The sequence below is a fragment of the Paenibacillus sp. Dod16 genome (genome assembly GCF_049893405.1).
GTDB lineage: Bacteria > Bacillota > Bacilli > Paenibacillales > Paenibacillaceae > Paenibacillus_AQ.
Map to the genome: position 1 here is coordinate 17,872 of NZ_JBNDYG010000037.1, position 24,617 is coordinate 42,488.

Consider the following 24,617-nt stretch of genomic DNA (forward strand, 5'->3'; position numbering starts at 1 on the left):
GAGGAGATTATTTTGGATTTTAAAGATTATATTCGTGTCATTCCCGATTTTCCGCAGGCGGGGATCAGCTTCAAAGATATTACTACACTGCTGAAGAATGGTGAGGTGTATCGCAAAGCCATCGAAGAATTGAAGGTCTTGGTATCCGATCTCAAAATTGATGTGATAGCTGGTCCCGAAGCCCGTGGATTTGTTGTAGGAGCACCGCTGGCTTATGCTCTTGGGGTAGGATTCGCGCCCATTCGCAAAAGCGGAAAGCTTCCCTACGAAACGATCGAAGTGGGATATGACCTCGAATATGGTAAAGATCGCTTGGCGATGCATACCGATGCAATCGAGAAGGGTCAAAATGTATTGATTGCGGATGATCTTCTTGCAACAGGCGGCACGATTGCGACTTCGGTTAACCTCATTCGTCAATTGGGCGGAAACGTTGTTGGAGCTGCATTCATGATCGAGCTGGCTGATCTCAATGGCCGTTCGAAGCTGGATGGAATCGATGTATTTACATTAATGCAATACGAGTAACCGACAACATTCTCCCTGATTTTCCCGGGAAATAATAAAATGCCCTGAGCAGTCAGCTCAGGGCATTTTTCTATTTTGCAATCAAGTTGTCGTTTCAATCCGGCGTTTTTTCTACGAGCGGCTCATCATTTTGTTCATTGGAGAGGCCGGTAATCTCGAAGACTTTGAAGAGAAGGGCCATGAGAACACCTACGATGGTAGCCAGGGCCATACCCTTCAGCTCGATGGTAGTGTTAGGAATCTTCAATGTTACGCCGCTAATCCCCGTAACCAGGACCAGAGTAGCCAGGATCATGTTGCTTGCTTTGGAGAAATCGACCCTTTGCTCAACAAAGATTCGAAGACCGGAAGCTGCGATAACCCCGAACAGCAACAGAGATACGCCGCCCATTACAGGTGTAGGAATGTTCGCTACAACGGCGGAGAACGTGCCGGAGAAGGATAGCAGAATCGCAATAATGGCTGCTCCGGCAATTACGAATACCGAGTATACCTTTGTGAGTGCCATGACCCCGATATTTTCACCATAGGTGGTATTGGGTGTGGAGCCTACGAATCCTGACAGAATGGTGGATATACCGTTACCGAGAAGGGAGCGGTGCAGGCCAGGGTCTCTGGAGAGGTCTTTGCCCACGATATTGCTGGTGACCAGCAGGTGGCCGATGTGCTCAACGATCACAACGATTGCTACCGGTATGATGGACCAGATCGCTCCGTTATCGAAAACCGGGGTTGTCAGCTCCGGGGCCGACAGGAACTTCGCGTTCGCGATTTTTTCGGTGTCTACCACGCCTAGCGCGAAGGAGAGAGCATAACCGACAACAATTCCGATCAGGATGTGAATGATTTTGGCGAAGCCGCGGAACAGGATCGATCCGAGTACGGTGACGCCAAGTGTTACGAGTGAAATCGTAATGATTTTAGCATCAATGGATTGCCCCTCTTCTGGTAAGAAGCCGGCCATACCTGCGGCAACCGGTACAAGCTCAAGCCCGATCATGGCAATAATGGCACCCATTACCGCTGGCGGGAATACAAAGTCGATCCATTTGGTTCCTGCATATTTAACGATAAGAGCTACCAGGCAGAAGATAATCCCTGTTACGATAAAGGCGCCCAGTGCCTTGCTATAGTTGGCTTCCGGATCGTCGGCGAGCACGAGCAGAACCGGCGAGATAAAGGCAAAGCTTGAGCCGAGGTAGGCCGGGATCTTCCCTTTACATAAAAAAATGTAGAGCAGTGTGCCGATGCCGTTCATCAGCAGGATCATGCCGGGATCCACGCCGAATAGGTTCGGTACAAGCACCGTACTTCCGAACATGGCGAACAAATGCTGCAGGCTTAGAAGAAAGCCTGGGCCAAACGGAAGTTTCTCATCTACTTGAATTTCTCGTTGCAAACCATTTCACTCCTCTTAGGACTTTAAATATAGGACCGTTCGCGTACGATCTTTAATAGATTAAATACAATCGTTCGTTTTTTCAACATTAATTTTTACAGTTCGTCAAAATATTCATTTCATGTCAAGTTTTGATGTCTCCGAGCCGGAAACGGGCATACTATAAGTGTCTGAACGCTCGACATGTTGACGTATAACGTCACAAGCGTCATAATGATAGGAAAACAATCACGAGGGAACCTGCACGTTTTGACAAGGGCGGGTTCCATTTTATATAGAAAGGGAAGAGAAGGACTCCAAAATGGGCATAGAGCGATTACTCGAAAAGGCCAGCGCCTATATAAAAGAACCCGATCTTCTCCGCATCCAGGAAGCTTATGAATTTGCGGAGCAAGCCCACCACGGACAAGTGCGGAAATCGGGAGAACCTTATATTCTTCATCCGCTTGCGGTTGCAGACATCGTGGTGAATATGCAGATGGACACGTTGTCTATTATTGCTTCGTTGCTTCATGATGTCGTTGAGGATACAACTGTATCGCTCGAGCAGATCCGTGAGCGCTTCGGGGATACCTGCGCACTGCTGGTGGATGGTTTAACGAAACTGGAACGTATCCAATTCCGATCCAAAGAAGAACAGCAGAACGAAAATTATCGTAAAATGTTTATCGCGATGGCCCGGGACATCCGGGTGATCGTGATCAAGCTGGCGGATCGGCTTCACAATATGCGCACGCTTAAGTATCAGTCCGAGGAAAGCCAGCGCCGTATTTCCTATGAAACGCTAGAGATCTTTTGTCCGATCGCTCATCGTCTAGGTATTTCCGCGATCAAGTGGGAGATGGAGGATATCGCGCTTCGTTACTTGAATCCGCAGCAGTATTACCGCATTGCGAATTTAATGCACAAGAAGCGGGCTGAACGTGAGCAGTATATCGACAATGTCATAGTCTGTATCCGTGAGAAGCTCGACGAGATGGGCATACAAGCCGACTTATCGGGCAGGCCGAAGCATATCTACAGCGTGTTTAAGAAAATGACGGTGAAGAACAAGCAATTCAACGAAATTTATGATCTTCTTGCAATCCGCATTATTGTGGACAATATCAAGGATTGTTATGCTACGCTTGGCATCATCCATACCTTGTGGAAGCCGATGCCTGGCCGTTTCAAAGATTATATCGCCATGCCAAAAACGAATATGTATCAATCCCTTCATACGACGGTGGTCGGACCGAATGGGGAACCGACAGAGGTTCAGATCCGGACCTGGGAGATGCATCGTACGGCAGAGTACGGTATCGCGGCTCACTGGTCCTATAAAGAAGGTTCCGCAGGCACCGGAGGCAGCTTCGATAACAAGATGACGTTCTTCCGTGAAATATTGGAGCTGCAGCATGAGACGAAGGATGCCTCGGAATTTGTAGAATCTCTGAAGATGGACTTTTTCTCCGATCTGGTTTTTGTGTTTACGCCAAAAGGCGAGGTGATCGAGCTGCCTTCAGGCTCCGTCCCTCTCGATTTTGCCTACCGAATTCATACTGAAGTAGGAAATCGAACGATTGGTGCCAAGGTCAATGGCAGAATCGTTCCGCTGGATCATCAACTCAAGACCGGCGATATCGTGGAAATTTTAACATCGAAACATTCGTACGGTCCGAGCCAGGACTGGTTGAAGATTGCCCAATCCTCCCATGCCCGCAGTAAGATCAAGCAGTGGTTCAAGAAAGAGAAGCGGGAAGAGAATGTGGAGAAGGGGCGCGATATGCTGGAGCGCGAAATCAAGCGCCTCGGTCTTGAGGTGTCCGAATGGACGACCGATGATAAATTAATGGAGGCGGCCAAGAAATTCGCCTTTAATGATATCGAGGATATGTTATCGGCGGTTGGCTTTGGCGGGATCACGGCCGCTCAAATCTGTACCAAAGTGACCGAGAAGCTCCGTAAGGAGCAGGAGGAAGCGAATCAGCTTGAATTGACCTCCGAGATGAAGGAAATCAAGCCGGCGGAGAAACGAAGCCGTCCGACTAACGGCGTGCGCGTGAAGGGGATTGATAATCTGCTGGTGCGCTTCGCGAGATGCTGCAATCCCGTACCCGGCGATGATATTGTCGGTTACGTTACCCGCGGACGCGGCGTATCGGTCCATCGTTCGGATTGTGCCAATCTGCCGTCCATGGGTGAAGGCGAGGATGCCGCTCGCGTCATCGAGGTGGAATGGGAAACGGCGGTTGAGGCTAACTACAGCGTCGATATCGAAGTGACGGGCCATGATCGCAACGGACTGTTAAATGAAGTTCTTCAGGCCGTTTCAGAGAGCAAAACGAATATTTCCGCTGTGACCGGTCGATCTGACAAGAACAAAATGGCAATGATTCACATGACGATTTTGATCCGCAATACGGATCATCTCCATTCCGTTGTGGAGCGAATCAAGCGGGTGAAGGATGTATATACCGTTCATCGGATCATGCAGTGACGCAAGTGATGGCACGGTAGCGTGGTTAACGGACTCCGGGGTTTCATGGACATGTACAGTCACGGATGATTATACGAATGCGGTCTGTTATCCTGCGGGAGACAGGCCGTTTTATTTTAAGATGTCAGCGTATAGACTTCGGAGGATCTGTCTGCCTGATATCGCAAGAAAAACTACCGATAACCGCGGTCTGTCTTCTTAGAGAGCACATCGATAGACATTTTTCTTAAGATATCAGAGTATAAACTTCGGAGGATCTGTCTGCCTGATATCGCAAGAAAAACTACCGATAAACGCGGTCTGTCTTCTTAGAGAGTACATCGATAGACATTTTTCTTAAGATATCAGCGTATAAACTTCGGAGGATCTGTCTGCCTGATATCGCAAGAAAAACTACCGATAAACGCGGTCTGTCTTCTTAGAGAGTACATCGATAGACATTTTTCTTATGGAAAAAAGGAGCTAAACACAATGAGAGTGGTTATTCAAAGATGTAAGCATGCGCAAGTCACGGTTGACAATGAAATCGTTGGCCAGATTGAAGCGGGATTGATGGTGCTGGTCGGTGTGACGCACGAGGATGAAGAGAAGGATGCCAAATACCTTGCCGAGAAGGTTGCGGGGCTGCGCATTTTTGAGGACGAGGATGGAAAAATGAATTTTAGCGTCCAGGACGTGGGCGGAGCCATTCTGTCGGTATCCCAGTTTACACTTTATGGTGACACCCGCAAGGGAAAACGCCCGAATTTCATGGCCGCCGCCAAACCGGATGAAGCGAATGCATTGTATGAAGCGTTTAACCGCGAGCTCATAGCGAAGGGGTTTCAGGTTGAGACCGGGGTGTTCGGAGCCATGATGGACGTGTCGCTAACGAATTGGGGACCGGTAACCCTGATCATTGACAGCAGATCATAAGCGGCTAAAAAGACGGGCAGCATGCATCATATTGGAGAGATGGGGCATCCTGAGTGAACAAATGCTTGTGAGGCATTCACACAAAAAAAGGAGCCGTGTTTGCTATGCGCCAACCTCCCAAATTTTCGATATGGAGCAGTTTGCCCACGATGGTCGGGTCCGGAGACATTAGGGAAGCAGCGAGCACAGAGCGCATGGTTGCAGCTTCGGAAGATCCTGTACAGCTCATCAGCATAAAGGGACATATGCGGAAGCAGCTGCCGAGATCGTAGGACCCAATAGGATCGTGTGTCACTTCTGGTGACTTCATGAAAGAGCCTGAGAATATTCTCAGGCTCTTCTTCATAAGTTGTGAGTCCCACAGCCCCCCCTATCATGACCATGTACCTGAATGGTGCAGATCGCAGGGCTTCCGTCCATTCCGCTGTTATAAAAAGGACATTCCAGGGTAATAACAAATCGAGGACAATCATGAAAGGAGACATGCCAGATGAGTAAAGTTGCATTTCTACTAGCTGACCAATTCGAAGATTCCGAGATGAAAACTCCTTATGATGCCGTGAAGGAAGCGGGGCATCAAGCTGATATTATTGGGTTGAAGCAAGGACAAGAGGTTAAGGGTAAACAAGGCAAGGCATCGTATACAACGGATAAAGCCATTGCCGACGTCAATATAAACGATTATGATGCGGTGGTTATTCCAGGCGGCTCTTCCCCGGAAAATTTGCGTCTGGATTCCCATATATTGCAGTTTGTTGCAGCAGCGGACAAGGCAGGCAAACCAATTGCCTCGATATGCCACGGGCCGCAAATTCTGGCAAGTGCCGACCTGCTGAAGGGACGCACGATCACTTCCTATCCTCCGCTTCAGGATGATATGGTAAATGCCGGCGCTAACTTTAAGGATGAGGAAGTCGTCGTGGATCGTAACTTGATTACGTCCCGGACGCCGAAAGACGAGCCGGCCTTTGTGCGTGAGCTGTTAAAGGCACTGTAAGAAGAAAGCAGCTGCATGCTGTATGGTTGTCCATGTTATACCGGTCTTTCAAACACTTGGGTTGAAAAAAAGGAGGAATGGACATGTCTAGACAAATTCAAGCTTATTTCAGAACGGAAGACGACGCTGAAGGCGCAAGGACGAGGCTGTTAACGTACAACACGGAGCAGCTGGAGGTGGGACAGCTTCAGGATTCGGTTCGAGGCGGAGGCAACATCCTCGTGCCGCTGGTGCCGTGGGGTAATTCCGGCACGGGTGGAGCGACTGCTGGGGCTACAACGATGGGAGCACCCGGCGGAGTCGTGGGGGCTCCCGGGGTCATCGTGGGCTCCCGTGACGCCAATGACAGCCGCGATATAGCGCAAGATCGACCGCACGGCGATGACACACTGGGCGACACGTGGCGCGAAGCAGACGTAACGGACCGGGACTATGATGATCTGAGATATACGCTGTCCGTTAAGGTAAGGGACGAGGATTACGATCAGATCGTACATGATTTGCGGGCGAATAACGCTTATGTGGAGCGATTTGACTAATTAGCGAAGAAGCTAGCAGCGCGTTATTTCCCTTTTAGAAGATGGAAGATCATCATTCCCGGGGAGCTTACCTGGGAACGCAAAAGGGCTGTTCCGCTGATGGAGCAGCCTTTTTTGGTTATAATATTAAAAGCGCTTTCTTGCTTGTAACATAACTGTAATGTTTGTTCAATGTTTCTTTAATATTCCCTGTTTATAATAACAGCATGACCCCCTTTTTTATATAATATATGTTTTGGACCTACAACGTGGTTTGTAGGTTTTTTTCTTTTTTCGGGCAATTTCAACAAAGTTTCTTGACTTTAGTGTGGTAGTTCATTAGAATCTAAAAATATAATGTTTTGGGTATACTATATTTATCAATAACAGATTTCATGACGGGAACAAGTACTCCATCCCCACAAGACCAGAGAAGAATCCCTTGGCTGTAAGGATTCGCTTGATGAGTGGACGAATGACCTCCCCGAGAACAGACGGCGAAGCAAGCACCGGTTAACCGGTGGGATAGACAGTAGCCGAACTGCGCGGCCGGGCGTTATACGGATGAAGCGGATGATTGAACGCACTGATTAAAGGTGTGTCAACGCCGGAATGTGGGTGGTACCACGGGTGATTATATAACGATCTCTCGTCCCTGTTGTCTTAGGACAGCGGGGCGGGAGATTTTTTAGTTTTCACGGCTTATTGCGAAATGACTCCCCAGGAGTTTTTCCATAGTTAGTTCTAAGTTAGTTTCAAGAAGTGAACCAGATCAAGGCAATGGACATGTTCCAAGGGTGAAGATGTCATAGGACGTGGAGGGATGAAGATGGCAAACGAGAAATTCGAGAAACCGACAGGCACGCAGGACATCCTGCCAGGTGCCGTCGAGAAATGGCAGTTTATCGAGGAGAAGGCACGCGATTTGTGCCGAAGATACAACTACCGCGAAATTCGCACACCGATCTTTGAACAGACCGAGTTGTTCGAACGCGGGGTGGGCGAAACCACCGACATCGTAGAGAAGGAAATGTATACGTTCAAGGATAAAGGGGATCGCAGCATGACCCTACGTCCGGAAGGAACGGCAGGCGTCGTGCGGGCATATGTGCAAAACAAGCTGTATGGAGAGCCTGACGTCACGAAGCTGTATTACATGGGTCCCATGTTCCGCTACGAGCGTCCACAGGCGGGACGTTACCGTCAATTCCATCAGTTCGGCGTCGAGGTGTTCGGGACGGCAGATCCGGCTATCGATGCCGAGGTGATTGCGCTGGGATACAGCTTCTACAAGGAGCTTGGGCTGAACGGGGTAAAAGCAGAGATTAACTCTGTAGGGACGCCTGAAGTACGGGCGGCTTACCGCAGTGCGCTGCTTGCGTTCCTGGAACCGATGAAAGAGAACTTATGCTCGGATTGCCAGTCGCGCATGGAACGCAACCCGCTGCGCGTGTTGGACTGCAAGAAGGACCAAGGGAAGTTCGATGATGCGCCTTCGATTCTGGACAGCCTGGACGAGGAATGCAGCACGCACTTTGAGAAAGTGAAAGGGTACCTGGATGCGATGGGCATCGAGTATGAAATCAATCCAAGACTGGTTCGGGGATTGGACTATTATACGCATACCGCATTTGAATTCAAGGCCCAGGGCATCGGCGCGATTGATACGGTAGGCGGCGGAGGGCGGTTCAACGGACTGGTCGATCAGATCGGCGGACCGGATCAGCCTGGCATCGGGTTCGGGATTGGTCTTGAGCGAATCCAATTGATTCTGGAACACCAAGGGGTTAATCTGTCTGCAGCCAAGCCGCTGGATGTCTATCTGGTGGCGCTGGGTGAAGCCGCTGAGCAGGAAGTGGCCAAATTGATCTACGAACTGCGAAGCAAGGGCGTAGCTGCCGAACGTGATTACCTTGGCCGGAAAATGAAAGCCCAGATGAAGTCCGCCGACCGTTTGCAAGCTCGTTATACCGCCATTTTGGGTGAAGATGAACTGGCGCGCGGAGAGATTGCACTGAAGTCGATGGAGACCGGCGAGCAGCGTACGGTTAGATTGGACGCTCTGGTTCAAGAATTGGTTTAATCGTCGCATGAAGCGACTTAATTATAGTAAAGGGGAATGATAAACGATGAAAAGGACGCATCAATGCGGTCATCTGACAACCGCGAACATTGGAGAAACTGTAACACTGAACGGCTGGGTACAAACCCGCCGCGACTTGGGCGGCGTGCTGTTCATTGATCTTCGCGATCGGAGCGGCATCATGCAAATCGTATTTAACCCGGATTTCTCAGGCGAAGCTTTGGCTGTTGCCGATAAGGTCCGCAGCGAATTCGTGGTGGCCGTATCCGGTAAAGTCGTAAAGCGTGATCCAGAAACGTTCAACCCGAATTTGCCTACTGGCGAAATCGAAGTTCAAGTGACAAGCATTGAAGTGCTGAATGCAGCCAAAACGCCTCCGTTCTTTATCGAAGACGGCGTGGAAGTGGATGAGCAGCTTCGTTTGAAGTATCGCTATCTGGACCTTCGTCGTCCAGAGATGCAAAAAACGCTGATGCTGCGCTCCAAAGCGTCGAAAGTATTCCGCGACTTCCTCGATGACGAGGGCTTCGTGGACGTTGAGACGCCAATTCTGACCAAGAGCTCCCCGGAAGGCGCACGCGACTATCTCGTACCGAGCCGCGTACACGCAGGTGAATTCTTTGCGCTTCCGCAATCTCCACAAATTTATAAGCAGCTCCTTATGGTGAGCGGGCTTGAACGTTACTACCAAATTGCACGCTGCTTCCGTGACGAAGACTTGCGGGCTGACCGTCAGCCCGAATTTACCCAGGTCGACATCGAGACGTCCTTCATGGAGCGCGACGACCTGCTGAACATGATGGAGCAGCTGATGGTGAAGCTGTTCAAGGAAACCATCGGCGTTGAGCTTGCAACACCATTCCAGCGTATCAGTTATGCTGATGCGATGGGTAAATACGGCTCCGACAAGCCGGATCTCCGCTTCGGTATGGAATTGATCGAAATGAACGATATCGTTGCAAGCAGCGGCGTCAAAGTATTCTCTTCCGTCATTGAAAAAGGCGGCGAAGTGAAGTGTTTGAACGCTAAAGGCTGCGGGACTTGGACACGTAAGGAAATTGATGATCTGGGGCCATATGCAGCCCGTTACGGAGCGAAGGGTCTTGCTTGGATTCAAGTGAAAGAAGGCGAGTTCAAGGGGCCGATCGTGAAATTCTTCAGCGAGCAAGAAATTGAAGCGGTAAGGGAACGCACAGGAGCCGAAGACGGCGACTTGCTGCTGTTCTCCGCAGACAATAAAAAAGTGGTTGCCGACGTGCTTGGCGCGCTCCGCTTGAAAATCGGACGTCAGCTTGGCCTGATCAATGACAACGAGTACAAGTTTGCTTGGGTGCTGGACTTCCCGCTGTTCAGCTATGATGAAGAGGCGAAGCGTTATGTGGCCGAGCATCATCCGTTCACCCGTCCAAAAGACGAAGATCTGGAATTGATGGATACGGATCCGCTTGCCGTGCGCGCGGAAGCTTACGACATCGTTCTGAATGGATATGAAGTAGGCGGCGGTTCCATGCGGATATTCAAACGCGAGATCCAAGAGAAAATGTTTGCGGCTCTTGGTATGTCACCGGAAGTGGCGCACGACAAATTCGGTTATCTTATGGACGCCTTTGAATACGGTACTCCTCCACACGGCGGAATCGCCTTCGGGTTGGACCGTTTGGTGATGCTGCTTGCCGGACGCACGAACCTGCGTGAAACGATTGCGTTCCCGAAAACGGCAAGCGCAACGGATCTGTTGATGGACGCTCCTTCCCAGGTGGACGGAGGACAGCTGGAGCAGCTGCATATCAAACTCGCCAAGAAGCCGGGCGACGAGAAATAAGTCCGTTGTTCTTGATAAAGGAGGTTGCTTGAATTATGCTGCACCAATTTTCCCGTACGGAATTAGCCATTGGTCCTGAGGGCCTTGAAGTGATGAAGAACAGCACGGTAGCCGTGCTGGGTATCGGCGGCGTGGGGAGCATTGCGGTGGAAGCCCTCGCCCGTTCCGGGGTAGGCCGTATCATTCTGATCGACAAAGACGTGGTGGATATCACCAACATCAATCGGCAGATTCATGCGTTAACGACCACGGTAGGTCAGAAGAAAGCGGACCTGATGGTTGAACGTGTCAAATTGATCAATCCGGAATGTGAAGCGATCGCCCTGAACATGTTCTACACCGAAGAAACGTATGAAGAGTTGTTTAAATTCGATCTGGATTACGTGATTGATGCGTCGGATACGATTATTTATAAAGTACATCTGATCAAGGAATGCCTGCGGCGCGGTATTCCGATCATCTCCAGCATGGGGGCAGCCAACAAAATGGACCCCACGAAGTTCCAGGTAGCTGACATCTCCAAAACGTCCATGGATCCGATTGCCCGTATTGTACGCACCAAGCTGCGCAAAGACGGCATCAAGAAAGGGGTCAAGGTTGTTTTCTCACTAGAGGAGCCGATGAAGCCCCGCCAGGACGTTACGGAGAAGATTGTACCCGAGAATGCTCCTGAAATCCGGAAAGCGAAGCAGCCTCCGGCAAGCAATGCATTCGTTCCGCCTGTGGCCGGACTGATTATGGTGAGCGTAACGGTGAAAGAACTGCTTGAAAAAGGCGGCGTTTCGTTGTAACGAGGCATCCGGACAAAAATAAACTCGGCTCGAGAAAACGATAGGTAAACGGAAGGCATGGAGCAAGAACAGCCTTTCGGCAAAGTTGAGCGTGGTTAACCAGACGCAGCGTCAAAGGACGCTGCGTTTTTTCTGCGGACGAAAGCGATCAGGACAACAAACCCAAACATTAAAATTCCTATGACAGAGCTTTGCTAGTATATCCGGGCCAGTTGTGCTACAATGAAACTCCTTTTTGTGTCACGGCCCTTAAAGCCAGACTTCGATGCGAAAAAAATATGTTTCTTAGGAGGTAACTGAAAGTGTCAGAATCTTTTCAAAGTGCCTATCAAGAAGAAGAGTCAAGACTATACGAGGTTATCGTTGAAATTGACCGTCAGCTTGAACGTTTGCGCGGCATTCCGGTATACACGGGCCATGATTTTACGGAGCAGGTGCTCGAAGCAGGACGGGAAGAGAAACGGCAGGCCCTCGCCAAAAGTTTGCCGGAGCCTTACTTCGGGAGGCTGGATTTTCAGGAGAGCGGAACGGCAGCGAAGAAACCGCTCTACATCGGGAAGATTGGCTTCGATAAGGAAGATGCCGGGGATCACCCGATGGTGATTGATTGGCGAGCTCCGGTCGCGAGTCTTTTTTATTCGTTTACCGGCGGTACCGACCCGGCTTCGTTCGAAGCACCCGAAGGAATCATCGAGGGGCTAGTCTATTTAAAACGCAACGTCGTGATCCGAAAGCAAATTTTGGAACGGGTATCGGATACGTACAATCGGGAAAGCGGCGGACCTGCCGTATCTGATGAGTTTTTGGTTTACCGTCTCGGGGAGAACAAGGATAACCGGCTGCGTGATATCGTATCCACGATTCAGGCCGAGCAGGACAAAATCATCCGGGCTGCCAAAAATACCGCACTTATCATCCAAGGGGTGGCGGGAAGCGGAAAAACGACGGTCGCGCTGCATCGGCTGGCATATTTGCTCTATCAGTACAAGGAGCAGGTAACCGCGGAGAAAATGATCATATTCGCACCCAACCTGATGTTTCTGGATTACATATCCGACGTGCTGCCTGAGCTCGGAGTCGGCGATATACAGCAGCGCACATTTGGCGATTGGGCAGCGGAGCTGCTCGATATTCAGCTCGCTTCGGATGATCATGCACAGACGCTTCATCAATGGTTCGAGACAGAGCCAGGTCAGGGTACCCCCGATATTGACGATAATGTCAGCGGGCGCTACAAAGGCTCGTTGAGACTGATGGGGATCATCCGGCGCTGCGTGGAGTCCATCGAAACGGAGGCTCTTCCGGACGGGGACTTCTCTCCATGGGATGGGGCTGTACTGAAACAGGAGACGATCGCGGAATGGTTCTACCAGGAATATAAACCGTACCCGCTGGCCAAGCGGAAGGAACGGCTGCTGGCCCGGCTGCACCGCTGGGTCGAGATGGAGCTGAAGAAATCGCCATCAGCGGCAGTGATGAAAGAACGGAAGAAAAAAGCGGCTCAACGAGAAAAGGCTTATGGGAACCGATGGCCGAAATTTGAGCCGGTCTCATTATATAAACAATTGTTTGGGGCGGTTAAGGCAACCGGATCGTGGTTTGAAGAGCTATCCGCTCTGATTCCGTCCGAGGTGCTCGCCGCAACGCGTAAAGATCTGAAGAAAAACGTGGTCCGCGAAGAGGATTTGCCTGCCTTGCTGTATTTCCACTGTTTATTGAATGATATTACCGGAGAGCAGCGTTTTGACCATATCGTTATTGATGAGGCTCAGGATTTCTCGCCATTTCAGGTGGCTGTGCTGGACCTGTTCGTCAGAGGACATTCCTTCACCATATTAGGTGATTTGTCGCAGGGCATTCATGCCTATCGCGGCGTTCATGCGTGGGAAGAGATGAGCTCCCTGTTTAAGGAAGAGGAAACAGCCTATTTTGCGCTTACACGCAGTTACCGCTCCACGATGGAGATCATCGAATTTGCGAACGGTATTTTGGAGAAGGGTGTCAGCAGTGATCTGCTTGCCGTTCCGGTATTCCGGAGCGGCGATACCGTTCGCCTGATACCTTATGATTCGGCGAAATCCAGAACGAGAGATTTGGAACGGGCGATGGAGGCACTCATCGCTAAGGAATATCGGACGGTCGCTATACTCACTCGAACCTTGCGAGAAGCGCAAGAGCTGCATGAGCAATTCATTACTGCATGGCCGATGCTGAATCTGATCGATGGCAGCAAAGGAACGTATCAGGGCGGTTATTCCGTGCTTCCTGTTTATTTGTCCAAGGGGCTTGAGTTCGATGCGGTTGTGGTGGCGGATGCAGATCGGGCGCATTACGCGGAAAAAGCTTGGGATGCCAAGCTGATGTATGTGGGATGTACGCGGGCACTGCATGAGCTGTGGCTGCTGCATAATGAGCCGCTGCCAACGTATATCAGGACGGAGACTTCAGAAATTACTGCCAGCGGCTGGCCGTGGAGTAAGGTGAGATTGTGTTACTAACGTTGTAATGCAGTGTGAAATGGAAAGATAGGAAGATGTCCCGTGGGGTGGCACATGTCTGCATGTGCTTTCTCTGCGGGACTTTTTTGTTCTGCTTTTTGCTTAACCAAGCATTTGGTAGGAAGAGCCCAGATTCTCGATATACCGGATCAAGGTCCAAACGGCGAGGATGAAAAGTGCAGCTGCCAAGATGATGAAGAGGGTCATTTTTCGCATAGGTTTTCGTTTCATTTCAAGAACCTCCCTTCGAGCTTTGGATGGTCTAGCGAGATTTCGTCTACCTCACTTCGGATACCCTGTATAATTTCTATATTATGTAACGCTCCGGAAAGATAAAAGTTCGTTAACATGTTAAACGGGCGCGAATATCGATGGATTTCCGAATCACTAAAGTGGATGTCATAGGGTTGCTTACAGGCATGGCGAAACTAAATATGGTATGATAGAGTGTGACGGATTTGATTGAAACCGGCTTATCGTTACATTGATATCAGACAAGGAAGTGTAGCAATGGATTTATTCAGTATCGGGCGTGAAGGGGATCGGGATTCCCGGCTGCTGGCCGATCGGATGCGCCCTTCGTCGCTGGATGAATATATAGGACAAGAACATATTATCGGTCCGGGCAAACTGCTCAGACGGGCCATAGAGGCAGACCAGGTCTCTTCCATTTTATTGTACGGCCCGCCGGGATGCGGCAAAACGACGCTTGCGCATATTATCTCACAGCAAACGAAGGGGTACTTCGTTCGGCTGAATGCGGTGGAGGCCTCGGTTAAGGACGTCAGGGAGGTCATTGAGCAAGCCCAGAGCAACCGCAGTTTGTACGGCACCAAAACGATCCTGTTTCTGGATGAGGTCCACCGCTTTAACAGCTCAAGACAGGACGCGCTGCTGCCTGCCGTGGAGAACGGCACGATTATATTTATCGGCGCGACGACGGAGAACCCCTTTCATTACGTAAATGGGGCCTTGATGAGCCGTTCAACCTTGTTCCAGCTTGAGCCGCTGAATAAGAACCATTCCATGATCGCGATGCAGCGCGCGCTATCCGATCCGGATAAAGGTCTTGGATTCATGGAGCTTCAGGCAGATGAGGAAGCATTGGAGCATATTGCAACGATGGCGAACGGCGACATCCGGCGTGCATTGAATGCGCTTGAGCTCGCTGCGATGACGACCCCGCCTGATGCAGGCGGCACGGTCCATATTACGCTGGATGTGGCCGAGGAATCGATACGCAAGCCGCTCGTCAAGGCGGACGAGTCCACGCAGTATGACGTGCTGTCCGCCTTTCATAAAAGCATTCGGGGTTCCAGCGATGCGGCATTGTTCTGGTTCCTGTATGCGGTCGAAAAGCTGGGGATGGACCCGATGGTGTTCATCCGCCGCTTGATTGCTGCCAGCAGCGAGGATATCGGGCTGGCTAATCCGCAAGCGATGGTGCAGGCTGTAAGCGCACTGAACGCTTACCGGAATAACGGCTGGCCGGAAGCCAAGCTTAATATCGCCCAGGCTATCCTGTTTGCAGTGGAAAGTCCAAAATCCGATGGCGTTGTGACCGCCATATCACGGGCGATGTCCGCCATGGATGAAGTAAAGTCGGCGGAGGTCCCGCTTCATTTGCGTGATGCGCATTATTCGGGGGCGGTAAAGCTGGGGCATGTCGGCTATAAGTACCCGCATGATTATCCGGGCCATTACGTGAAGCAGGAATATTTGCCGAAGGAGCTTTCCCGCCGGGTGTTCTATCAGGCGACCGAGCAGGGGAACGAAGCCAAGATCGCTCACAACCAGCGATTACGACGCGAAGAATAAGGTCTTACTGCGATAACGGGATCTACGGCTGCTAGTATAGTTAAATGGAGGAAACGAATGATGAAAACAGGGAAACAACGGTTTGTCATCCTGCTGCTGTCCGTCGGTCTTATGCTGAGCGGCTGTTCGGGGAAAAGCGCCCAGGAACAGGTCGAAAGTGGACAAGCAACCGAGGCAGCGCATGAGCATGGACATCAGACGCAGCTGTCCAACGGGGATATCCAGGAGGCGACGGCTTCGATTGATGAGCTGCCTGCCTTTTTGAAGAGCCAGACCAGCGAGCTCCAAACGATCTATGCCTTGTCCGCGCAGGTCAGTGATGTCCTGAAATACATTCCTTGTTACTGCGGCTGTGGGGACAGTGCCGGTCATGAGAGCAACCTGAACTGTTTTATTGATGAGATCCAGGAGGACGGCACCGTGGTGTGGGATGATCATGGCACCCGCTGCGGGGTATGCCTGGACATTGCCGTGGAATCAGCTAAAATGAGCAGCGAGGGCAAAAGCCTGACGGATATTCGGACCGCAATCGACGAGAAATACAGCACAGGTTATGCTAAGCCGACACCAACCCCGCTGCCGCCTGCCGAAAGTTAATTCTACTGTGGTTAAACAAGAAGGTACCCGATGTGATCAATGGTCACTCGAGTGCCTTTTTTCTGTTGGGATTCATGTCCTTTAAGGACGTTATCAGGATTGGCTCATATGCTTCATAGGATCAGCAGACGTGATCTATCTCACAGCATCAAACTATATATGGATGTAAATTGATTAAACGAAACTATATATAGTGTATAAATGATCTGAGAAGAAGGAGTTGATTCGTTTCATGAAAGTCATGAAGAGAGACGGATGCCTGGTGAATTTTGAGATAAGCCGGATTGTGAAGGCAGTGGATAAAGCTTTTATAGCTGTTGAGGGGGTGTCCCGCAAGGAGGCTTCCCTGCAGCTTGGCGAGGAGGTTGCCCGCGTCACCGCGGGGATGGAGCAGGTGAGTGTGGAGGAAATTCAAGATATCGTTGTTGAACAATTGGAAAGCACAGGTTATGCAGCGACAGCGGCAGCTTATCAACATTACAGGGAAGCCCGTGATCTGGAGCGGATGCGGCGGGGAGAACTCTACAAGATCAGCAGGGATGTGATTGGGGTAACGAATCTGGATCTGCTGCGGGAGAATGCGAATCTGAACGGGGAATCCTTCAGTGGAAAAATGAGTCGGATCGGCTCTGAGTATGCCAAATGGATGGCAAGCAAATTTATCCTGCCCGGAGAGCTCATGAGAGCGGTCAGGGATGGTTATGTGTACGTGCACGACCTGGACCAGTATGCACTCGGTACGACGAACTGTATTTTCATCCCGTTTGACCGTCTATTGGCCAAAGGGTTCAATACCGGTAACGGATCGGTCAGGCCGCCGCAGAGCATTATGACCGCGATGGCGCTGGTGGCCATCATATTTCAATCTCAGCAGAACAGTCAATTCGGCGGCGTGTCCGGAAATAAAATCGATTGGGATCTGGCCCCGTATGTCGGCAAATCGTTTCGCCGACATTTTCGGAAAGGGCTTGCCTACTTCGGAGAGGTGGAGCAGGGCAAGCATAGACCCAATGTACAAGTTCTTCCCGATAACGAATTATACATAGACAACGAGCAGTTGAAGGACTCTTATCCGCGAATATATCATTACGCATATAACGAAACGGTGAATGAAGTAAAACAGGCCGCGGAATCCCTGATCCATAATTTAAACACGATGAGCAGCCGGGCCGGTGGACAGATCCCTTTCACATCGCTGAACTATGGCATGTGCACGTCAACGGAAGGAAGGCTGGTGTCCCATACTCTATTGGATGCCACGATGAGAGGACTCGGCGGGGGAGAGACGCCGATATTTCCGCAGCATATTTTCCAGTGCAAGCAAGGGGTTAACCAGGCGGAAGGGGAGCCCAATTACGATCTATTCCTGAAAGCCGTTGAGTGCTCAAGCCGCAGGCTCTACCCGAACTTTGTCAACGTGGATGCGTCGTTTAATCTGGTCTACTATAAGCCGGACGAGCCAGACACGATTATTGCCACCATGGGCTGCAGGACACGGACGATTTCAGACCGGTTCGGGCGAAACCGCCTGAGCGGAAAAGGCAATTTGTCCTTCAATACGATCAATCTGGTTCGTCTCGGCATCGAGCATGGTATCGTCGAAGGCAAGCGGGATATGCCCGACCTGAGCCTCTTCTACGAGCAGCTGGATCAGTATATGACGATTGCGGTAGAGGGTTTGATTCACCGCTACGAGCTGCAGGCGGACCAACCGGCCAAAGCGTCCGATTTTATGATGCGGGAAGGCGTGTGGGAAGGCGGCGAAGACCTGGCCCCGGAGGACAAGGTACGCGAACTGATTAAGCACGGCACTCTGGCACTTGGATTCATTGGGCTTGCAGAATGCCTGAAGGCGTTGACCGGACTGCATCACGGAGAGGATGAGAACAGCCGCAGGCTGGGAATCGAAATCATCCGACATATGCGTCAATTCTGCGATGCGGCCAGTGAAAAATACGACCTGAACATTACGTTGTTTGCCACGCCGGCAGAAGGGCTGTCCGGAAAATTCACGAAGCTGGACCGGCAAACCTTCGGTGTGATCGAGGGTGTGACAGACCGTGAGTACTATACGAACTCGTTTCATGTTCCGGTGTACTATCCGATGGCCGCGTACCGCAAAATCCGTTCCGAAGCTCCTTTCCATGAGCTGTGTAATGCAGGAGCGATTTCATATGTGGAGCTCGACGGCAATGCCCGGCAGAATACGGCTGCTTTTCGGGACATCGTGCAGTTTGCTCTGATGCAGAACATTGGATATTTCTCCGTAAACCATCCTGTCGACCGTTGTCCGGCATGCAACCACGAAGGGATCATCGGAAGCTCTTGCCCAGGATGCGGCGCTACAATTATACGGAGCGCTTCAATTCGGCCAAGCAGGCTGAGGTCAGGGATCGGGTGAAGCATCTGTGAATGTGTGCGGATATATCCCCGAGAGCATTAATGAAGGCCCAGGACTTCGGGCAGTTCTATTCGTGAGCGGCTGCCGTCATGGCTGCGCCGGATGCTTTAATACGGATTCCTGGGACTTTGAAGCGGGGGAGCCGTTTACAGAAGAATTGTCCGCGTCCATACTGCAGGATATCGTCGACAACCCTTTGCTGGATGGCGTGACCTTATGCGGTGGAGACCCGTTCTTCTCGCCGGAGGAATGCGCGGCGTTTGTAAGCAAGCTCAGGACCCTCTGTCCCGGGAAAAGCATATGGGCCTACACGGGCTTCACCTTTGAAGCGCTGATGAGGCAGCCGAAGCTGCGCGAATTGGCAAAACAGTGCGACGTTATCGTGGATGGCAAATTCCAGTTGGAGCTAAGGGATGTCTCGCTTCCCTTCCGAGGCAGCTCGAATCAGCGTTTCATTGACGTATCCGCCAGCCTGGAACGCGGAGAAACGGTAGAATATGTTCTTCGCTAACATGTAAAAAAAGAGCACACACTTTACGGAATCTTCCGTGTGAAGTGTGTGCTCTTTCGTTTAAGCCAGCGGATTAATAAGGAACTTTATCCGCCGTTTCGATCGTTCCGCCGCCAAGGCATTCGTCCCCTTGGTAGAAGACAACGGCTTGGCCCGGCGTGATTGCTTTTTGCGGCTTCGCAAACGCGACATGAACGGTTCCGTCTTCGCGCGGCGTTATCGTTACTTCCTGGTCCGGCTGACGGTAGCGGAATTTCGCGGTGCAGGTGTAGGCGTCTTTGGGCATAGCGTCTTGTCCTGCAATCCAGTTCATTCCGGAGGCAACGAGTCCGGTTGAATACAAACACGGATGATCGCCTTGAACAACGTACAAAATATTGTTAGTCAAATCCTTGTCGGCAACAAACCAAGGCTCTCCGGAGCCTGAGCCGCCAATGCCGAGACCTTGGCGTTGTCCCAGCGTGTAGTACATCAGGCCATCATGGCGGCCTTTCACCTCACCGGTGACAATGTCCACCATATCGCCGGATTGGGCGGGGAGGTATTGTCCAAGAAATTCTTTGAAATTCCGTTCGCCGATGAAACAAACGCCGGTGCTGTCTTTTTTCTTGGCTGTATACAGTCCGGCTTCTTCGGCGAGGCGGCGAACTTCCGGTTTCGGCAGATGCCCGATCGGGAACATCGCCTTGGAGAGCTGCTCTTGGCTCAGCGCATTGAGGAAGTAGGTTTGATCCTTGTTGCTGTCGACGCCGCGCAGCAGCCGGTACTGTCCGTCTTCTTCGATGACGCGGGCGTAATGGCCGGTAGCGACATAGTCGGCTCCCAGATCCATGGCCTTGTTTAGAAATTCGCCGAATTTGATTTCACGGTTGCACATGACATCGGGGTTCGGCGTTCTCCCAGCTTTATATTCATCGAGGAAATAGGTAAATACTTTATCGAAGTATTCCTTCTCGAAATTGACGGTATAGTAGGGAATGTCGAGCTGCTCGCACACGCGGCGCACGTCTTCAGCGTCCGCTTCAGCTGTGCAGTAGCCAAGCTCATCGGTATCATCCCAGTTTTTCATAAAGATGCCGATCACTTCATAGCCCTGCTGTTTGAGCAGGAGCGCTGTTACGGAGGAGTCGACTCCTCCCGACATGCCGACAACGATACGAGTGTTATGTTTTTCTTTTGACATCGTTATCACCATTTTCATATTGAATTGTGCCCATGGAGGTATTTTAACATATTGGAACAAGGTTCACACGTTTCATTTTGTCCACTCAGGGTGAACATTTTTCAATCTTTCCAGCTGGAATATTACCCATTGAGGTCCAGGATATGTTACCATAAGCTGAGGGTAATGATCGGAATACGGAGAAAAATACAGGATAAGCTGCTTCACACGTAGATTACGCCGTATTTATCGCTCACCCGCCACCTACAACTCATTACAGGATGGACATAATATACAATTACCGAAAGAGGTGTCACCTTTGAAGATATCAACAAAAGGAAGATACGGATTAACCATTATGATGGAGCTGGCCGCCAGGTTTGGTGAAGGGCCGACTTCGCTGAAGAGCATTGCCGAGAAGAACCAGCTGTCGGAACATTATCTTGAGCAGCTGATCGCACCGCTGCGGAATGCGGGGCTGGTCAAAAGCATCCGCGGCGCATACGGAGGCTATATCCTGTCCCGTGATCCGGCATCCATAACGGCCGGGGACGTCATCCGCGTACTGGAAGGACCGATATCCCCTGTGGACTTTACGGAAGAGGACGATCCGGCGAAGCGGGATCTGTGGCTGCGCATCCGCGACAGCATTGCTGAAGTGCTGGATTCCACGACGCTGGATTATCTGATCAACTATCAGGAACAGTCTGCTGCAGACAACTATATGTTCTATATTTAAGGGTGACGGTTATGAGATCAGTATATTTGGATCATGCCGCATCAACCCCGGTTCATCCGGAGGTTGCCGAGCGGATGATGAAGGTGATGACAAGCCAATACGGCAATGCTTCAAGCGTTCATGCTTTTGGACGGGAAGCGAAGAAGATCGTGAATGGGGCGCGTGATCGGATTGCGTCCCTTTTAGGATGCCAATCGGACGAGCTGGTGTTCACGGCCGGCGGAACCGAGAGCGATAATCTGGCTATACTTGGATTGCTGGAGTCGCTAGGTGTGAAGGGCAAGCATGTGATTACGTCGGCGATTGAACACCATGCGGTGCTTCATACATGCCATGAGCTGGAACGGAGGGGCTGTGAGGTTACCTATGTCCCCGTCGACTCTACCGGGCGTGTCTCTGTGGAGGACATTGCGGGTGCAATTCAGGACAACACAGCGCTTGTCACCATTATGTATGGCAACAATGAAGTAGGCACCGTTCAGCCGATCAGCGAAATCGGCGAGCTCTGCCGCAGCCGGGGCATCGTGTTTCATACCGATGCTGTTCAGGCCTTGGGATCGGAAACGATCAACTGCCGCGAGCTTCCTGTGGATATGTGGAGTTTTTCTGCCCACAAAATCAACGGCCCCCAGGGCGTCGGAGCATTGGTTGTCCGCAGAGGTCTCAGCGTATCTCCGCGTCTGTTCGGAGGGCTGCAGGAGAAGAAGCGTCGTGCCGGAACAGAGAATATGGCTGGAATTGCCGGTTTTACAGCAGCAGTGGAATGGACCGTTCATAATATGGAGGCGCGTATCAGGCATTATCGCGAGCTGAGATCGACGCTGCTTGAAGGGCTTCGTCAGGAGATTGGCGAGGATGATTTTGTGATCAACGGAAATTCGGAACATTACCTACCTCACATCCTAAATATCAGCTTTCCCGGTGCCAACACGGAGACGATGCTGATGAACCTCGATATGGAAAGAATTGCGGCGGCAAGCGGCTCGGCTTGTACGTCGGGATCTCTGGAAATATCCCATGTACTCCAAGCAATGAAACTTTCTGATCCTGTTTTGCGCTCCGCGATTCGTTTTAGTTTCGGTTTGGGTAATACTACACAAGAAATGGAGTACACAGCCCAAAAAATTGGAACCATCCTTAATCGGTTACGTAAATAGATGTTAAGGGATTTCTCCTTCTAGGGAATAGGGGGTATGCGTTCGTCCATTTCATCCTTGGAAATGGCCCGTCAGGCTAACGAAATTTTGACCGGCGGCTGATTTCAAACCATGAAGGATGAGGAGGTGTCCACTGTATATGAAACTTCAAGAAATGATTGGACTGGCTGTATTCGACGTGGAGAACGGTAAGGAAATCGGCAAAATCCACGATTTTATACTAGATGAGAACTGGTTGATTACCGGGTTGGAGTTGGAAGGCAAGGCTTTGTTTTCCTCGCATGTGAAAAGCGTCTCATGGGAAGATATCGTAGCATACGGGGAAGATGCCGTCATGATCCGGAGCCAAGAGGCTGTCCGCAAGCTGGGCGCCAATGATATACCGCTTACGTACCTTTTGGGCAAGCGCAAACTGAAAGAGATGCAGGTCTTGACAGAGGATGGTATCCTGCTCGGGCGTATATCCGATGTTTATTTTGAGCAGGAACAGGGCAATACAATACTAGGGTTGGAAATATCCGATGGATTTGTCTCGGATTTGATCGAAGGTCGCAAATGGCTGCCTTGCACAGCGGAAATGGCTATCGGCGAAAGTGCCGTTATGGTACCCCCGATGAGCGAACAGCGTCTGGAAAAAGCCATTAATTCTGTGAACGGATAGGGTGAGGTAGGATGAAATGTCCAAACTGTAGTTCCAAAGATATTGGGAAAATCGGCTCCCACCAGTTTTATTGCTGGGGTTGCTTTATCGAATTGACAGTCAACGGAGAGAAAATGTCCGTATACCAGGTAGAAGAGGATGGGACGCTCAGCTCGCTGGATGATTTGTTCTTCGGTGATGAAATGCAGCCGGATTTCCCTCCTATGCACGCGTCTTCCTAAAGAACGCGTACATATTGTAAGATAACGACTCCTTGCTGAAGGCCTGTACGGCTGACGAAGCAGGAGTCTTTTTCACTTTGTCCGGCGGAAATGTTAGTTTATTTCTGGATGCTTGTACATATACTACAGGGTAGCTTTCGAAAAAGGAGGGTGCCTGTGTGGAACAGCTGACCGAGAACAAATGGTTTCGATTGTTGGTATGGTTAATGCTCGGACTCATCTCTCTTTACTTTGTCTGGCTGCTGCGTCCGCTGTTTCTGGATGTCTATCGATTTCTCAAAGCTGTCCTGGCGCCATTTCTGGTTGCCATGATCATATCTTATGTGCTCAATCCGGTTGTATGCATGCTCTCTGACCGCAAAGTTCCGCGGAGCATGGCGGTGCTGCTCATTTATGCCGTCTTTCTCACGTCGCTTGCCGTCATTCTGATGAACATGATTCCGATGCTGATTCGACAGCTGGAGGAGCTCAACGAGCACTTGCCTGAATTAACGATGAACGCCCAAAGCTTGATGACCAATCTGGACAGCAGGCTGCTGCCTCCGGGAGTAAGGACAGGCGTCAACAGCTGGTTCTTACAGATGGAATCGAGGCTGGCCGGAGGGATCTCGGATTTCATGGACAATATCGGCAACACGATTAATATCCTGTTTAACGTGTTAATTGTTCCATTCTTGATCTTTTACATATTAAAAGATTTTGAGGTGTTCCAGCGAACCGCAGTATCCTATCTGCCGCGGAGCCGCCGGAAGTCGATTGTTACGCTGCTTAAGGAAATCGACACGGCTCTTGGAAACTATGTCCGCGGACAATTCCTGGTATGCATAATCATCGGCGTACTGGCTTATGTAGGCTATATGATCGTTGGTATGCCTTACGCACTGCTGCTGGCAAGCATCGTGGCGGTGTTTAACATCATTCCGTATTTGGGCCCTTTTCTCGGGGCGGCTCCTGCGCTTGTGATGGCGTCCACGATTTCCTGGAAGATGGTGCTGCTGGTGGTGGCCGTTAATATGATCTGCCAGACGCTGGAGAGCAACATCATTTCGCCCCAAGTGGTGGGGAAAAAGCTGCATATGCATCCGCTCCTGATCATTTTTGCGCTCCTTGTCGGCGGTCAAATCGCAGGGACCGTGGGCTTGATTTTGGCTGTTCCCGTCTTTGCCGTCATCAAAGTGCTGCTGCAGCATTTTTTCGCTTATTATGTCAGAAGGAAATCCGGCTGAAGACTCCAGTCTGTAGCGGCAATGTTCAAGCATTGACAGATAGTTACGCCCTATATATACTTGAAATGATAAACCTATAAACGTACAAATCGAT

General features: G+C 50.7%; 21 protein-coding genes and 1 pseudogene. 19 read left to right on the forward strand and 3 right to left on the reverse strand.

Annotated elements, in window-relative coordinates; translation table 11 throughout:
* The first annotated feature begins 12 nt into the window (after positions 1–12).
* Positions 13–528, forward strand: a complete 516-nt coding sequence (locus tag ACPV3A_RS24930) for an adenine phosphoribosyltransferase (protein ID WP_071222758.1) — start codon at positions 13–15, stop codon at positions 526–528.
* A gap of 94 nt (positions 529–622) precedes the next feature.
* Here ACPV3A_RS24930 and uraA read toward each other — a convergent pair whose 3' ends face one another.
* Entirely contained in the window at positions 623–1,927 is a 1,305-nt protein-coding gene (gene uraA, locus ACPV3A_RS24935; protein WP_426201895.1) for a uracil permease, read from the reverse strand.
* A 301-nt stretch (positions 1,928–2,228) separates the two neighbouring features.
* Between uraA and ACPV3A_RS24940 the strand changes: the two genes are divergently transcribed.
* The 9 genes from ACPV3A_RS24940 to ACPV3A_RS24980 all read left to right on the forward strand — a co-directional run bounded on the left by ACPV3A_RS24940 (position 2,229) and on the right by ACPV3A_RS24980 (position 14,030).
* Complete coding sequence (locus ACPV3A_RS24940) at positions 2,229–4,406, forward strand: RelA/SpoT family protein (protein ID WP_426201897.1); 2,178 nt, start codon at positions 2,229–2,231, stop codon at positions 4,404–4,406.
* 471 nt (positions 4,407–4,877) lie between these two features.
* Positions 4,878–5,321: a D-aminoacyl-tRNA deacylase gene (gene dtd, locus ACPV3A_RS24945; protein ID WP_426201899.1), complete on the forward strand. Its 444-nt coding sequence runs from the start codon at positions 4,878–4,880 to the stop codon at positions 5,319–5,321.
* A gap of 104 nt (positions 5,322–5,425) precedes the next feature.
* Complete coding sequence (locus ACPV3A_RS24950; protein WP_194541505.1) at positions 5,426–5,593, forward strand: hypothetical protein; 168 nt, start codon at positions 5,426–5,428, stop codon at positions 5,591–5,593.
* A 218-nt stretch (positions 5,594–5,811) separates the two neighbouring features.
* Positions 5,812–6,318: a type 1 glutamine amidotransferase domain-containing protein gene (locus tag ACPV3A_RS24955; RefSeq protein WP_194541506.1), complete on the forward strand. Its 507-nt coding sequence runs from the start codon at positions 5,812–5,814 to the stop codon at positions 6,316–6,318.
* Between the two features lie 83 nt (positions 6,319–6,401).
* Complete coding sequence (locus ACPV3A_RS24960) at positions 6,402–6,857, forward strand: hypothetical protein (protein ID WP_194541507.1); 456 nt, start codon at positions 6,402–6,404, stop codon at positions 6,855–6,857.
* Between the two features lie 808 nt (positions 6,858–7,665).
* Entirely contained in the window at positions 7,666–8,919 is a 1,254-nt protein-coding gene (gene hisS, locus ACPV3A_RS24965; RefSeq protein ID WP_220686131.1) for a histidine--tRNA ligase, read from the forward strand.
* Between the two features lie 46 nt (positions 8,920–8,965).
* Positions 8,966–10,741, forward strand: a complete 1,776-nt coding sequence (gene aspS, locus ACPV3A_RS24970; RefSeq protein WP_194541509.1) for an aspartate--tRNA ligase — start codon at positions 8,966–8,968, stop codon at positions 10,739–10,741.
* Positions 10,742–10,776: 35 nt separating this feature from the next.
* Positions 10,777–11,532 (forward strand): tRNA threonylcarbamoyladenosine dehydratase, encoded by a 756-nt coding sequence (locus tag ACPV3A_RS24975; protein ID WP_426201905.1) that lies wholly within the window; start codon positions 10,777–10,779, stop codon positions 11,530–11,532.
* A 302-nt stretch (positions 11,533–11,834) separates the two neighbouring features.
* On the forward strand, positions 11,835–14,030 hold the full coding sequence (locus tag ACPV3A_RS24980) for a HelD family protein (RefSeq protein WP_426201907.1): 2,196 nt from the start codon (positions 11,835–11,837) through the stop codon (positions 14,028–14,030).
* Between the two features lie 102 nt (positions 14,031–14,132).
* Here ACPV3A_RS24980 and ACPV3A_RS24985 read toward each other — a convergent pair whose 3' ends face one another.
* Positions 14,133–14,261 carry a hypothetical protein gene (locus tag ACPV3A_RS24985; protein ID WP_267907843.1) on the reverse strand — a complete coding sequence of 43 codons (129 nt, stop codon included), beginning with the start codon at positions 14,259–14,261 and terminating at the stop codon, positions 14,133–14,135.
* Between the two features lie 279 nt (positions 14,262–14,540).
* Between ACPV3A_RS24985 and ACPV3A_RS24990 the strand changes: the two genes are divergently transcribed.
* From ACPV3A_RS24990 to nrdG, 4 genes and pseudogenes are all read left to right on the forward strand, one after another.
* Entirely contained in the window at positions 14,541–15,848 is a 1,308-nt protein-coding gene (locus ACPV3A_RS24990) for a replication-associated recombination protein A (protein ID WP_426201909.1), read from the forward strand.
* 57 nt (positions 15,849–15,905) lie between these two features.
* Positions 15,906–16,445, forward strand: a complete 540-nt coding sequence (locus ACPV3A_RS24995) for a PCYCGC motif-containing (lipo)protein (protein WP_339222571.1) — start codon at positions 15,906–15,908, stop codon at positions 16,443–16,445.
* Between the two features lie 232 nt (positions 16,446–16,677).
* Positions 16,678–18,857, forward strand: a pseudogene (locus tag ACPV3A_RS25000) (anaerobic ribonucleoside triphosphate reductase).
* Positions 18,854–19,357, forward strand: a complete 504-nt coding sequence (nrdG, locus tag ACPV3A_RS25005) for an anaerobic ribonucleoside-triphosphate reductase activating protein (RefSeq protein WP_220686126.1) — start codon at positions 18,854–18,856, stop codon at positions 19,355–19,357. Before ACPV3A_RS25000 ends, nrdG begins: the two are co-directional and overlap by 4 nt.
* A gap of 73 nt (positions 19,358–19,430) precedes the next feature.
* Here the strand turns inward: nrdG and mnmA are convergent, their stop codons facing one another.
* Positions 19,431–20,540 carry a tRNA 2-thiouridine(34) synthase MnmA gene (mnmA, locus tag ACPV3A_RS25010; RefSeq protein WP_162487654.1) on the reverse strand — a complete coding sequence of 370 codons (1,110 nt, stop codon included), beginning with the start codon at positions 20,538–20,540 and terminating at the stop codon, positions 19,431–19,433.
* 298 nt (positions 20,541–20,838) lie between these two features.
* Here mnmA and cymR point away from each other — a divergent pair, with 298 nt between their 5' ends.
* The 5 genes from cymR (at position 20,839) to ACPV3A_RS25035 (ending at position 24,523) form a co-directional block, all read left to right on the forward strand.
* Positions 20,839–21,258 carry a cysteine metabolism transcriptional regulator CymR gene (gene cymR / locus ACPV3A_RS25015; RefSeq protein WP_071222772.1) on the forward strand — a complete coding sequence of 140 codons (420 nt, stop codon included), beginning with the start codon at positions 20,839–20,841 and terminating at the stop codon, positions 21,256–21,258.
* Positions 21,259–21,269: 11 nt separating this feature from the next.
* Positions 21,270–22,415 carry a cysteine desulfurase family protein gene (locus tag ACPV3A_RS25020; protein ID WP_339295941.1) on the forward strand — a complete coding sequence of 382 codons (1,146 nt, stop codon included), beginning with the start codon at positions 21,270–21,272 and terminating at the stop codon, positions 22,413–22,415.
* A 139-nt stretch (positions 22,416–22,554) separates the two neighbouring features.
* Positions 22,555–23,076 carry a PRC-barrel domain-containing protein gene (locus ACPV3A_RS25025; protein ID WP_071222774.1) on the forward strand — a complete coding sequence of 174 codons (522 nt, stop codon included), beginning with the start codon at positions 22,555–22,557 and terminating at the stop codon, positions 23,074–23,076.
* An 11-nt stretch (positions 23,077–23,087) separates the two neighbouring features.
* Positions 23,088–23,297 carry a hypothetical protein gene (locus tag ACPV3A_RS25030; protein WP_071222775.1) on the forward strand — a complete coding sequence of 70 codons (210 nt, stop codon included), beginning with the start codon at positions 23,088–23,090 and terminating at the stop codon, positions 23,295–23,297.
* A 158-nt stretch (positions 23,298–23,455) separates the two neighbouring features.
* A complete protein-coding gene (locus ACPV3A_RS25035; protein WP_426201914.1) occupies positions 23,456–24,523 on the forward strand; it encodes an AI-2E family transporter in 1,068 nt (355 codons plus the stop codon).
* Positions 24,524–24,617: the final 94 nt, after the last annotated feature.